The organism is Niallia sp. Sow4_A1 (assembly GCF_052116745.1).
In the GTDB taxonomy this organism is placed as follows: domain Bacteria; phylum Bacillota; class Bacilli; order Bacillales; family Cytobacillaceae; genus Niallia; species Niallia hominis.
Window position 1 is genome coordinate 1 of record NZ_JBQKKM010000011.1, and the last position, 13,206, is coordinate 13,206.

13 protein-coding genes are annotated in these 13,206 nt (G+C 34.9%); 11 read left to right on the top strand and 2 right to left on the bottom strand.

The features are described 5' to 3' along the window. Positions 1 to 1,106: transposase (locus tag ACTQ5K_RS08115; RefSeq protein ID WP_441993817.1), on the top strand; the 1,106-nt coding region annotated here is incomplete at its 5' end. A gap of 231 nt (positions 1,107 to 1,337) precedes the next feature. Here the strand turns inward: ACTQ5K_RS08115 and ACTQ5K_RS08120 are convergent. Next, positions 1,338 to 2,204, bottom strand: a complete 867-nt coding sequence (locus ACTQ5K_RS08120; RefSeq protein WP_235249782.1) for a DUF1002 domain-containing protein — start codon at positions 2,202 to 2,204, stop codon at positions 1,338 to 1,340. A gap of 617 nt (positions 2,205 to 2,821) precedes the next feature. Between ACTQ5K_RS08120 and ACTQ5K_RS08125 the strand changes: the two genes are divergently transcribed. Beyond that, positions 2,822 to 3,187, top strand: coding sequence for a GNAT family N-acetyltransferase (locus tag ACTQ5K_RS08125; protein ID WP_031537349.1), 366 nt, complete (start codon positions 2,822 to 2,824; stop codon positions 3,185 to 3,187). Positions 3,188 to 3,273: 86 nt separating this feature from the next. Here the strand turns inward: ACTQ5K_RS08125 and ACTQ5K_RS08130 are convergent, their stop codons facing one another. After that, positions 3,274 to 3,789, bottom strand: a complete 516-nt coding sequence (locus ACTQ5K_RS08130; RefSeq protein ID WP_235249793.1) for a DUF309 domain-containing protein — start codon at positions 3,787 to 3,789, stop codon at positions 3,274 to 3,276. A 255-nt stretch (positions 3,790 to 4,044) separates the two neighbouring features. On the opposite strand from ACTQ5K_RS08130, the gene ACTQ5K_RS08135 reads away from it, so the two are divergent. The 9 genes from ACTQ5K_RS08135 (at position 4,045) to ACTQ5K_RS08175 (ending at position 12,915) form a co-directional block, all read left to right on the top strand. Continuing rightward, on the top strand, positions 4,045 to 4,797 hold the full coding sequence (locus ACTQ5K_RS08135; RefSeq protein WP_031537351.1) for a segregation/condensation protein A: 753 nt from the start codon (positions 4,045 to 4,047) through the stop codon (positions 4,795 to 4,797). Positions 4,798 to 4,801: 4 nt separating this feature from the next. Further along, complete coding sequence (scpB, locus tag ACTQ5K_RS08140) at positions 4,802 to 5,383, top strand: SMC-Scp complex subunit ScpB (protein WP_251628030.1); 582 nt, start codon at positions 4,802 to 4,804, stop codon at positions 5,381 to 5,383. A gap of 266 nt (positions 5,384 to 5,649) precedes the next feature. After that, entirely contained in the window at positions 5,650 to 6,543 is an 894-nt protein-coding gene (locus tag ACTQ5K_RS08145) for a superoxide dismutase (RefSeq protein WP_031537354.1), read from the top strand. 180 nt (positions 6,544 to 6,723) lie between these two features. Then, on the top strand, positions 6,724 to 7,875 hold the full coding sequence (locus tag ACTQ5K_RS08150; RefSeq protein ID WP_251628016.1) for a D-alanyl-D-alanine carboxypeptidase family protein: 1,152 nt from the start codon (positions 6,724 to 6,726) through the stop codon (positions 7,873 to 7,875). Next, positions 7,868 to 8,455: a nucleoside recognition domain-containing protein gene (locus ACTQ5K_RS08155; RefSeq protein ID WP_031537356.1), complete on the top strand. Its 588-nt coding sequence runs from the start codon at positions 7,868 to 7,870 to the stop codon at positions 8,453 to 8,455. The genes ACTQ5K_RS08150 and ACTQ5K_RS08155 overlap by 8 nt, the downstream gene beginning before the upstream one ends. A gap of 6 nt (positions 8,456 to 8,461) precedes the next feature. Next, positions 8,462 to 8,995: a spore maturation protein gene (locus tag ACTQ5K_RS08160; RefSeq protein WP_031537357.1), complete on the top strand. Its 534-nt coding sequence runs from the start codon at positions 8,462 to 8,464 to the stop codon at positions 8,993 to 8,995. Positions 8,996 to 9,334: 339 nt separating this feature from the next. After that, positions 9,335 to 10,063: a 23S rRNA pseudouridine(2605) synthase RluB gene (gene rluB / locus ACTQ5K_RS08165; RefSeq protein ID WP_235249822.1), complete on the top strand. Its 729-nt coding sequence runs from the start codon at positions 9,335 to 9,337 to the stop codon at positions 10,061 to 10,063. 366 nt (positions 10,064 to 10,429) lie between these two features. Next, on the top strand, positions 10,430 to 11,146 hold the full coding sequence (locus ACTQ5K_RS08170) for a response regulator transcription factor (RefSeq protein ID WP_235249831.1): 717 nt from the start codon (positions 10,430 to 10,432) through the stop codon (positions 11,144 to 11,146). Next, positions 11,143 to 12,915, top strand: a complete 1,773-nt coding sequence (locus ACTQ5K_RS08175) for an ATP-binding protein (RefSeq protein ID WP_251628014.1) — start codon at positions 11,143 to 11,145, stop codon at positions 12,913 to 12,915. Before ACTQ5K_RS08170 ends, ACTQ5K_RS08175 begins: the two co-directional genes overlap by 4 nt. The last annotated feature ends 291 nt before the right edge of the window (positions 12,916 to 13,206 follow it).

Here is a 13,206-nt window from a genome sequence, read left to right on the forward strand (position 1 = left end):
TCTTCCGCCTCGACTGTGGGTTTTTAGTTTCCGACTCTATCCCTTCAGAAGCAGCTTATTCTAGAATGATTACTATTCTTTGTGAATCCGATGTTCTTGAAAATGTGCAAGGAACACTGCTCCATCAAGCCATTTCAGAAGGCTTTGTCGAGGATGACACGGTTGCCATTGATGCCACTCATGTTCTAGCCAAAGATGCAGCACCTCCAAAGGAAGAACAGCTGAAACAAGAACCGAAAAAACGTGGACGTAAATCAAAAGAAGAGCGTGAACAATGGCTTATGGAAAAAGCGGAACAAGAAGCTAATCTTCCACTTTATGACAAGAAAATAGAAGAACAACTAGATATTCCTCTGGATGAACTTCGAGCTAAAATTCCTCAAGATCCTCAGTGGGGAATCAAGAAAAACAGCCAAGGAAAAAATGTTTTTTGGTATGGCTACAAAGCTCATTTAGCTGTAGGGACAAAGAGCCAGTATATCTTTCAATCTCTTCTATCCTCCGCTAATTTAAATGATGGAAAAGCTGCGATTCCTTTATTAAAAGGACTTCACGAACACGTTTTGTTTCCTTCATTACGTTATCAAACAATGGATGCAGGCTATGATTTTGAGGCGATTTATACCCAAATTTATCGAATGGGCCATCAATCTGTGATTGCTTATAATAAGCGGAATGAACCCGAACCTATTGGATTTGATAAGCACTTCGCCCCTACATGTGTTCGAGAGCATTCTTACCGTTACGATAGCTTTGATCATAAGTATGAAACATTAAAATATATACGTCCAAAAGAGTGTAAAGACTGTCCGTTAGCGAATGATGGTCTTTGCCAGAAAGTATACAAAGTAAAAATCACAACCGATCTTAGAAGATATACCGCACCAGCCCGTGGATCAAAAACTTGGAAAACCATCTTTAAACAACGTACAGCGGTTGAGCGAATAAATGCCTATCTTAAAGGTTATTTCCAGCTCAACAATGTTCGTTATCGTACTGGGAAAAGAGCGAAAGTCCATTTTGATCTCGTAACGCTTGTTTACAATGCTTCCAAGTTAGGAGCAGATAGAATTAACCGTAAGTTAAGTAAGCAACAAGCAGCTTAAAAATTTTATAGGAGATAAAATTCTGTAAGTCTGTGTTTCTTTAAAAGATTGAATTATGAAATTAACTCGGTTATCTAAGTTTTTTAAAATAGTCAGGCAGAAAAATGAAGTCGCTCCATTGGCTACCGGTGTGTAATGGAACAATACCGAAGCAGCCTTTTATCAAGCAAATAAAAGATCCGGACAACTATACAGAAATTTCGTATGGTTGTCCGGATTTTTTGTGGCTCATTAAGAAAAGAAAGACTTAATTGCATCCACTATGCTTGCAAAGACTTCTTTAATCTTTGATAAGAAGCTTTTTCCTTCTTCGCTTTCTAAATATCCAGTGAGTTTATCTTTCGCTTCACTTAGTTGATTTCCTACTTGATTCCAGTCTATGTTAAGCTCTTTTAGTTTATTAAAGAAAGAAATAAGGCTCTGTAACTGCTCATCTGTTAAAGTGATATTTAATTCTTTCGCAGAATCTTGTATGATTGTTTGTACCTCTTCAACCGTTTGTGGTTTTTCCTCCGCTATCTGTTCTTTAATTTTTGCCATTAGAGCAGTAGCTTCTTCTTGTCCAATATCTTCTCCTAAATTAGCTGTTTCTACCATTTCTTCATTTGCTGCCTGTTTTACGTCTTCGGGGATTACGGTATCGGTTGACACTTCATATGCTTTAATAATACCTGTTAAGGCAGCAGTACCTGAAACCTCAATAGGAGCGGTAATATAAATTTTTGCATCTTTTACACCTGCAGTTATTAATGCATTAATATACATCTCATCAGTAACCCAGTTTATATTTTTCGTTGTTACTTGAATACCAGTATCTTTGTCCCCAATTGTAATCGCAGAAGAGGAAATCGCTCTAGTACCAATTAACGATTTTGAGATATAATTTCCTAAATATTGATGTTCTTCTTGATTGGAAACTGTTATGATTTCGGCATCTTCAGGAGCATTCATTTCGGTTAATAAAAGCTGCTTCTGCTCTGTTGTTAAATTCTCACCTAGTGTAACAATCATATCGCCTACTGCAACATCTGCGTAAGCTGGTATTGGTAACACTAGTAAGAATGCAAGTATCAATAGTAGTATTTTATTTTTTTTCATTTAATTCCCTCCTGTATTTCCTTCTGATGTACTAGTTTTAAGTAGACTATATGCCCATCTCTTAGAAATAGCATATAGTTACTTAATATCAAGTGACTATATCTAATAGACGTATATAAATAGTAATAAGTTTCCTATTTATAGTCATATTGTTTTTTCTTTCCCTTTATTATTCTCCATAATGCTTGAAAAAATAAAGTTTTTTGTAGCTTTTTTGTAGATGCGTGCATATTTTATATAGTATTAACTAGAGTTTTAACATCGAGTTTTTACGTTTACATTACTTGTTAAAAAGGAAGCTTATTGGTGTAAGAATTAGAAAGAATGTTAAAAGAAATTAGGTAATTGGGCATATGTGGTAATGAATCCTAATGCTTATAAGATTTTCATTGAAGAATATCACTAATTTATGTATGATAGAACCAATAACATATATAATTTTTTTTGGCCGGTCCTAGATAATTCTTGCAAAAGAGGGAAGAAGATGATAATAAATTCGTGGCAACTTCGGTGCAGATGAATATTTTTTTGATTTTAGATCAGGAAAGATTGATTGAATCTTATTCTTGATGGGAAAACTGTTAATGACTATGTTTTAAAAATAATGAGGGATATTAATGATTATTCGATATAAAAAGGCATTTGAAAAGATTGCAATGGGATTATTATCTTTTATGCCTACAGAAAAAGATTTAAAAGTATTACAACAAACAATTAAACAATATGAGACGGATGAAAACTGGCAATTATTTCTGTGGAAAGATGAAGAAGATATTATTGGTTTAATCGGTGTTATTTTTGAAGACGAAGCTTCTATTACGATTCATCATATATCTGTAAATCCATCTCATAGACACCAAGGTGTTGGGAAATCCATGGTACAGGCTGTTAAAGGGCTTTATCCTAATCGTACAATGAAATCAAATGAATTAATTGTGAATTTTTTATCTAAGTGTAGCGATGGTGTTCAAGTAGATAAATAGTAGAAGAGACTGTTTCAGTTGTGGAAAAAACATCTAACGTTTTTCCTGTCTGAAATAGTCTCTTTTTAATTGGCTAAAAATAGTGCCTATTCTCTTTGACGCTTCTGAATAGCCTCTTCGCGCTCCTGGATAACGAGGCTTCTATCACGTTTTAAATGGCGATGTATAATTTCTATGGGGATATCTTTTTGGTTATTCCAGCTGATTTCCATGGAGTGTGCCAACTTTCTACATTGTTTTTCTAGGTGGGAATCAGAAATAGGTAACGGATAAGGACGAAATAAAAGGGTTTGCGCGATATTTTTTTCTTGTTGCCTTAATAAATAGAGTAAGCCTTCCCCATCAAGTCCTAACGCATGTAAGCCTTCTTTGTGTTTTTCTAAAAGCTTCCTGCTTTTCATGATTGTTTTATGTGCCCCTTTGAAATTTTCCCTTCGATGATGATAGGCAGAGACGGCCATGAGGATGAATCCTACCCAAATGGATTCCTTATTCCGACAATCGACCTTTTTCCAGTATTCTTCTAATATTTCATGACACTCAAAAAAATCTTGATCCCCATGAAAATGAACAAGAAATTGCAGATATTCTTTTGGATACATAATCGTCTCCTTTATTATTAGCTGGGCTTAAAGATAAAAGCCAACTTTGTACATAACTTTCATTATATTAATAACTAAGCTTAGAAAATGCTATCTTTCTGGTTGTTATTATATCGATAAATGAAAAAAAATGTAATGATAAGCTATAAAATAGTGAATTGGATGATTTTTCTGTTGGATAACTATTGTGTTTCCTCTATACTAATACTATCATTATTAAGTTAAGGGTATTCTATTAGGATTTTGGTGAGAATGATGCAGTATAATGTGAAAATTGATAGTTTTGAAGGACCGCTAGATTTGCTTCTTCATTTAATCAATAAATTGGAAATTGATATTTATGATATTAACGTAGCAGAAATTACCGAACAATATTTAGATTATGTTCATGCTATGCAGGTTTTACAATTAGATGTAGCAAGTGAATTCTTGGTGATGGCAGCAACGCTTCTAGCAATTAAAAGCAAAATGCTCTTGCCAAAGCACGAGGAAGATTTACTTGATGACGATATGATCTATGAACCGGAAGAGGATTCACGAGAAGACTTAATTGAAAGGTTAGTAGAATATCGGAAATTTAAAGAGGCAGCCGACGATTTAAAAGAGATGGAATTAGAAAGAGGGCTTATATTTACAAAACCTCCGAGTGATTTATCAGATTTCAGCTTAAAGACCGAGGAAATGGCAAAGCAAGAATTAGATGTTTCTTTATATGATATGCTAGCTGCCTTTCAAAAATTGCTTAAACGAAAAAAGTTGCAGGCGCCACTTGCAACAAAAATCACGAGGCAAGAAATACCGATTGAAAGTCGAATGGATGAAATTGTTGGTTTCTTACGTAATAGAAAAGGGAGAACATCTTTTGATGAACTTTTTCCAGTTGCGACAAAATCACATATTGTAGTGACTTTTTTGGCTATACTAGAACTTTTAAAGCGAAGACAAATATTTGTGGAACAAGAAGGAAACTTCGCAGATATTTTTGTAATGGGAAAGGAAGTTGAATAAAAGGTTGAAAGTGAATGACTGGAAAGCGATTGTTGAGAGTCTTTTATTTGCTGCCGGAGATGAAGGATTAACGATCAAGCAATTAATGCATGTCCTAGATTTGGAGCAATTAGAGGTCGAACAATTAGTAGATGAGTTAATTAAAAATTATCGTAAAGATAAATCCAGAGGAATTTCCATTATTGAAATAGCTGGTACTTATCAATTCGCCACAAAGAAGGAGCATTCGGATTATTTAAAGAAGTTAGTGGAATCTCCCCATGCTTCCACTTTATCGCAGGCTGCATTAGAAACGTTAGCAATCGTAGCCTATAAACAGCCAATTACAAGGGCGGAAATTGAGGATATACGAGGGGTTAAAACAGAAAGACCACTTCATACACTGGCTGCTAAAGCGCTAATTAAAGAAGTTGGTAGGGCAGATGGGGCAGGAAGAGCAATCCTTTATGGAACAACAAAGGAATTTTTAGATCATTTTGGCTTGAAGAATTTAGGAGAACTTCCTCCATTAACAGAAAAAGAAGAAGAGTTTAATCAAGAAGAAGCAGATTTGTTTTTTGAATCTTTTCAGCAAATAGAAGATTAAAAAACGCTGGTACTTAAGTATTCCGACCAAATATAAACCCAAACAATTATACGAGATGTTAACAAAAATTTCGTATAATTGTTTGGGTTTTTTATTTTTTCGAATAGACGCTTTTGGTTATCACCCGCAGAAAGCGTGTATTATGTTTTTTAATAGAATTACTGTCCTAGAAGATATGCGCTGACTGCATTTTAAAGACATGATGCCACCTTTATTGTCATACCTTTTATAAGAACGATTTTCGAAGGAATGGAGTTGACATATAGATGAGTAGTTATAATGAATATGTAAGAAATGTGTTGATTTGGAACCAGCAATTAAAAAGCTTATTAGAGGCAGAAGAAGTACAAAAGGAAGAAAGTATATGGAAAAGGCTTGATAAGTTTTCGTATTTAATGGAAGGGGTTCAAAGAAGACCCATTGAAACAGAAGAATTAATTAAAATACAACACGAGGCAGAGGAGCTCCATGATCAGATGGAAAGCTATTTTGCACAAAGACAACAGCTTGGAACAATATTTATGAAGGAGCCAAACATAGCCGTTGGGAAACATCAATTGCCAAGACTACCTTATGCTTATGATGCACTAGAGCCTTATATTTCAAAAGAAATAATGGAGTTGCATCATCAGAAACATCATCAATCCTATGTGGATGGGCTAAACAAGGCAGAGGAAAAGTTGAAAGAAGCAAGAAAGGATAATGATTTTACACTTGTGAAACATTGGTCTAGAGAGCTTGCTTTTCATGGTTCAGGACATTATCTCCATACGATTTTTTGGAGTAATATGAGTCCCAATGGCGGTGGGGAGCCAAAAGGGGCGTTATTGGAAGAGATAAAGGATTATTTCGGTAGTTACAAAGCATTTAAGCTGCACTTTACAGAAGCAGCGAAAGCGGTAGAGGGTGTTGGCTGGGCGCTTTTAGTATGGTCTCCAAGAGCAAGGCATTTAGAAGTTCTTCAATCTGAGCGTCATATGCTTTTAACACAATGGGATACCATTCCATTATTAGTAATAGATGTTTGGGAACACGCTTACTATTTACAGTATAAAAATAATAGAGGAAAGTATGTAGAAAATTGGTGGAATATCGTTAATTGGAAAGATGTTGAAAACAGATTTTTAAAAGCAAGTGAATTAAAGTGGAGACCTTATTAACTGGAAAGCCTAGTAAATTTGCAAAAAGATGTAAAAAAATATAAAGCTATCTTTGGTATGTAGCGCAGTATACTGGGCTGCATATTTTTTATTTCCTAGTAAAGCATGAATTATAGTCATATGCCTGTCTTTCTTTTCATAAACTTGTACAAATCATAAAAGGAGACGAGGTTGTGTTAAATGAAATCACGTAAAATTATTATTTTTACTATCATTACCTCCATTCTGTTCCTTGCTATTCCACAAAAAAGCAGTGCACAAATGTACGTGAGCGCTCAAAGTGCTATTTTAATGGAACAAGATTCTGGACGAGTTATTTTTGAAAAGGATGCATATACGCAAAGAAGAATTGCCAGTATAACAAAAATAATGACAGCCATTCTTGCAATTGAGTCTGGAAAATTGGATAAGACTGTGACTGTCAGTAGTACGGCCATAAAAACAGAAGGATCGTCTATCTATCTACAAGAAGGGGAAAAAATTAAATTAGAGGATTTAGTATATGGCTTAATGCTTCGTTCAGGAAATGATGCTGCAGTTGCAATTGCGGAAACTGTTGGTGGAAGTTTAGATGGATTTGTCTATTTAATGAACCAAAAGGCAGAAGAAATCGGAATGAAAAACACGCATTTTGCTAACCCTCATGGACTTGATGATCATGAAGACCACTATTCTTCAGCATATGATATGGCATTACTTACCCGCTATGCAATGAACAATGATACATATAAAAAAATTGCTGGAACAGAAAGCTATCGTTCTGAAAGCTCCAATGATAAATGGGATCGTGTCTGGAAAAATAAAAATAAACTATTAACAAGTCTTTATGAATATTCAACTGGAGGAAAAACTGGTTATACAAAGAGAGCAAAAAGAACGTTAGTTAGTACGGCTGAAAAGGATGGAGTGTCATATATTGCTGTCACTTTAAATGATCCTGATGACTGGGACGATCATATCAATCTGTTTGAAACGGCTTTTAAGCAATATAAAATGGTACAGGTATTAGAGGAAGGGGAAATAAAAGCAGTTAAAGATAAGTTCTATAAAAATAAAATTTATTTAAAATCAGCTGTTGAATTCCCTGTGACAAAGAAAGAGGAAGATTTATTTAAGGTAGAGTATAAACTAACAAAACTAAAGGAAGACTGGCAAAGAAATCAGGAGGATGTACCTGAAATAGTTGGTGAAGCAAAAATATATTTAGATGATAAGCTTGTTGATAGTGTCCCTATTCATTTTAAACATGATAAGAACAAAGAAACCAAAAGCTTTTTAGATTATTTCAAGAATATGTTTATGGCAATGACTGGGGTTGGCAAGGATGGTTAATTATATTTGGGCTGCCCTTGCTATAATTGGCATTGTTTTTGCAGCTATTAATGGGACAATGGATGAGGTTAATAAAGCAATTTTTTCTGGGGCAAAAGAAGCAGTGACAATATGTATTGGCCTGATTAGTGTACTTGTTTTCTGGCTTGGAATGATGAAAATAGCGGAGCAGGCAGGCTTGCTCCGAAAACTTACAAACCTATTTAGGCCAATTGTAGCAAAGCTATTTCCAGAGGTTCCAAAGAATCACCCTGCAATGGGGTATATATTATCGAATATGATTGCAAATATATTTGGATTAGGGAATGCGGCAACACCATTAGGAATTAAAGCAATGGAAGAGTTGAAAAGATTAAATGGTGGCAAGAATACAGCCAGTAACAGTATGATTACCTTTCTTGCCCTAAACACATCATGTATAACTTTAATTCCGACAACGGTTATTGCAATTAGAATGAACTATCATTCTGCGTCTCCAACAGATATAGTAGGACCAACCATTATCGCAACCATTTTCTCTTGTATTGGTGGGATTTTGATTGACCGCTATTTTTACCATAAGAGAATGCGGAAAGGGTGATGAGTGATGGAAATAATTTCTTTAATCTCATTGTGGATGATTCCTTCCCTCATTGGGTTTATTTTACTGTATGGGACATTTAAAAAAGTTCCAACTTATGAAAGCTTTGTAGAAGGTGGAAAAGAAGGAATTCAGATTGCTTTCTCCATTATTCCATATTTAGTAGGAATGCTCGTTTCAATCTCTATTTTTCGTGCATCTGGGGCATTAGAGTATTTTATGAGCTTTCTCAAGCCGGTATTAGACTTTATCGGGGTTCCATCTGAAGTAGCACCACTTGCCATTATTAGACCGATTTCAGGAAATGCGGCATTAGGAATGACAAGCGATTTAATTTCTACCTATGGACCTGATTCATTTATTGGAAGGCTTGCTTCTGTCATACAAGGAAGCACAGATACAACCCTCTATGTATTAACCGTTTATTTCGGTGCTGTAGGGATAAAGAAGATGGGGGACGCCCTAAAAGTCGGATTACTAGCAGATCTTGTTGGATTTATCGCTGCTATTGTTGTGGTAACTTTAATGTTTGGAAAATAACAACAAAATGTCTTAGGTGAAGTTTTTGTTTAGGAACTTTGTCTTAAGGCATTTTTTTTGTTTTTTAGTTTACCAGATTCTCTCTAAGTGAGTTCTAAAAATGGTTTTTAATTTTGGTAGTATTTAATGAGTAGCACCCCCTAATTTCAAAGATTTCTTTGAAATTTCATCAATTTATGTCATAATTCATAGGAATGGCAAAAAAAGAACGATCAAGCGTTTTGAATTAGTCTATTTTCTAATAAATTGACACTATAAAAATAGGATAAACATTTAGAAATACTTTATAAAAACGATCAATCATTTTTTACTGTTGAGAAATTGGATGAGGTGATAGAGTTGGAAAGACTACAAAAAGTAATTGCACATGCAGGAATTGCATCAAGAAGAAAAGCAGAGGAATTAATCCTTGAAGGAAAAGTAAGGGTTAATGGAAAAACAGTTAAAGAGTTAGGCGTAAAAGTCGGTTCTAACGATAAAATTGAAGTAAGTGGCATCCCTGTAGAAAGAGAAGAACCTGTTTATTTCATACTATATAAACCAAGAGGAGTAATCTCTAGTGTTAATGATGATAAAGGGAGAAAAGTCGTCACAGATTATTTCACTGAAATAGAAGCAAGAATTTATCCAATTGGACGCCTAGACTATGATACATCTGGCATTATTTTGTTAACGAACGATGGAGAATTTGCTAATTTAATGATGCATCCAAAGGGTGAAATTGAAAAAGTCTATGTTGCTAAAGTGAAGGGAATACCAGCGCGGGAAAAAGTAAAGCAATTGGAAAGAGGCATTATGCTAGAGGATGGAAAAACTGCTCCAGCAAGAGCAAAAATCCTGTCTGTCGATAAGAAAAAAGGAACAAGTATCGTTGAGTTGAAAATCCATGAGGGAAGAAATCGTCAAGTAAGAAGAATGTTTGAGGCGATTGGAACACCTGTTATGAAATTAAAAAGAGAAAGATATTCTTTCTTAAATTTAAATGGTTTACAACCTGGAGATGCTCGGGAACTTACTGCACATGAAGTGAAGTTATTGAGAGCAGAAGCACAGAAAAAGAAGGGGTAATTATACTATATATATGATTTCAGCTGGAGAGAGTTTATTTAATACAATGACTTTCCTCTGCTGCTTCTATTTATTCACTGAATATCAGAAAAAGCTTTCTCATTTGTTCTGTTATAAATAGGTAAATCAACAAAAGTTCATAAAAGTGTCACATATGACAATGGGATGATAACAATATCTGCATGATAATAATGCTATAATAAATGTGACAAATAAGAGAAATCATCTAAATAATTTACTATTTAATTGGAAAACTGCAGTATAAATAATAGTCCATAACATACATTGCATTTATTTATACATGTAACATACGAAACATAATAGGACAATATATCGTTTCGTGTATTTTGTTAGGAGGTATGAACGATGGAGAAGGAAATTAAAATCCTAGTGGTAGATGACGAAGAAAGAATTAGACGTCTTTTAAAAATGTACTTAGAAAGAGAAGAGTTTACTGTAGAGGAAGCGGAAGATGGAGTGAGCGCTCTTTCTAAGGCATTAAACACTGATTATGATGTTATCTTACTCGATCTGATGATGCCTGGAAAAGATGGTATGGAGGTATGCAAGGAGTTAAGAGAGAAAAAAACTACTCCTGTTATCATGCTTACTGCTAAAGGGGAAGAAGTAAATAGAGTTCAAGGATTTGAAGTTGGTACAGATGATTATATTGTAAAGCCATTTAGTCCTAGAGAGGTAGTTTTAAGAGTAAAAGCACTCTTGAGACGTTCAACCACCACTACATTTGAACAAAGTGACAGCTCATCAAAGGACGTCATCATATTTCCAGCATTAACCATTGATCATGATGCACATCGTGTATTAGCTAGCGGTAAAGAAGTAAGCTTAACTCCAAAGGAATATGAACTATTATATTTCCTAGCTAAGTCTCCAGATAAGGTATTTGATCGAGAATTACTATTAAAAGAAGTATGGCATTACGAATTTTTTGGTGATTTAAGAACAGTGGATACACATGTTAAAAGATTAAGAGAAAAGCTTAATCGCGTTTCGGAAGAGGCAGCTAGCATGATTGTTACTGTTTGGGGAGTAGGCTATAAGTTTGAGGTTAACAATGGATGAAGTTTTGGCGAAGCGTAGTATTTAAGCTTTGGATAACCTTTTTATTGCTGGTTTCCGTTGTTTTAACGATTCTTACAATCATGCTACTGGAGTATTTTGAGCAATATTATACAGAGCAAACGGAAACTGAATTAACCAATACAGCAACTAAAATATCAGAAATAATGAAAGAACATAATAATCAGACTGGATTAGAAATTGTAGGGGAACTTTTAGATCATTCGACTGGAGCATTCATCATTTCTTCTCCTGACCAAATTTATTATTATCCAGAGAGTCGTCTACAGGAACTCTCCGTTTCTTACATTGAAGAAAATGAAGCATTAAAAAACGTGGCATCAAGTAATGAGCCAACCGTTGTGATGACAAGATGGAAGAATAAGGATGATACACCTGAGCAGGTAGCAATCGTAGGTTCTCCCCTACATGTTAATGGGAATGATGGGGCTGTTTTTATTTATCAGTCTTTACAATCGATGAATGAATCTAAGCAGTCAACAGCTAAATTTATCGTATTAGCTGCTGTTATTGCCGTTATTTTAACGACGATATTTGCGTTTTTCTTATTAACAAGAATTACTGCGCCTTTAAGAAAGATGAGAGAAGCTGCCTTTGAAGTATCTCAAGGGAATTTTTCGACAAAGGTACCTATAATGGCGCAAGATGAAATCGGTGAACTTTCGATTGCGTTCAATGAAATGGCAAGAAGATTACATTTTAATATGAACGCCTTAAGCCAAGAAAAAGAACAGTTGGATAATATTTTAAGTGGAATGGCAGATGGGGTACTAACACTTAATCGAAATGGGAGCTTGCTCCTTACCAATCCACCAGCAGAAAAATTCTTGCAACACTGGTATTATGAAAAAGGCGAATTAAGTGATATGCATGCGCAAATTCCTAATGAACTGAAGAAATTATTTCAGCTTGCCGTCCATACTGGTAACGAACAAATAGATGAAATCACTTTACAAGGCAGAAACTGGGTTATGATTGTTAGTCCCCTTTATAATAAAAAGGATATTAGGGGAGCAATTGTGGTTATTCGCGATATGACAGAGGAACGGAAATTAGATAAGTTGCGGATTGATTTTATTGCGAATATTTCTCATGAACTTAGAACTCCGATAAGTATGTTACAAGGATATAGTGAAGCAATTGTAGATAATATTGCTGAATCAGAGGAAGAAAAGAGAGAAATGGCACGGATAATCTACGATGAGTCATTAAGAATGGGGCGCTTAGTAAATGAATTTCTAGATTTAGCCCGAATGGAAACTGGCTACTTAGAACTAAGAAAAGAACAAGTTGATTTAAATAGCTTTATAAACCGCGTTGCAAGAAAGTTTAAAACAATTGCGAAAGAGAAGGAAATAGTTTTTACTGTTTTTATTTCAGAAGATATCGGTGAATATGAGCTGGATCCAGATCGTATCGAGCAAGTTTTAACCAATATAATGGATAATAGTTTACGACATACGCCGAGTGAGGGTACTGTTTCTTTACGTGCTCGTTCTGATGATTACGGAGTATATATAGAAGTGGAGGATACAGGGGCAGGTATTCCTGAGGAAGATTTGCCATATGTTTTTGAACGTTTTTATAAAGCAGATAAAGCAAGAACAAGAGGGAATGCAGGGACTGGCCTAGGATTAGCTATTGTAAAAAATATCATTGACGCCCATGGTGGCGATATTTCTGTTTACAGTAAATATGGTCGAGGGACGACATTTTTTATCTTTTTACCTCGAAATAAAGAAGAAAATTAGAGAAAGTGCCGATTCTTCTTGATTCATGAGAAACAATTTAACATAATAGAACATATGGGGGTGTCATGGAAGGATTTTGACCCTACAAGCTATTTTTCCATTTTGTATGTAGGAATGTTACTACATGCAAGTATAACTTGTAAGGGTAAACTTTTCTTGACCCCCTTTTATTATATTTATTCCACTATTAAACTTCTGTAAGACGGAACGCTTGCTAAGTAATTTCATGAAAAATAGGCGGGAGATCAACTGTATGTGAGTGCTCAAAATGTTTCAACTATCAGTATGGGA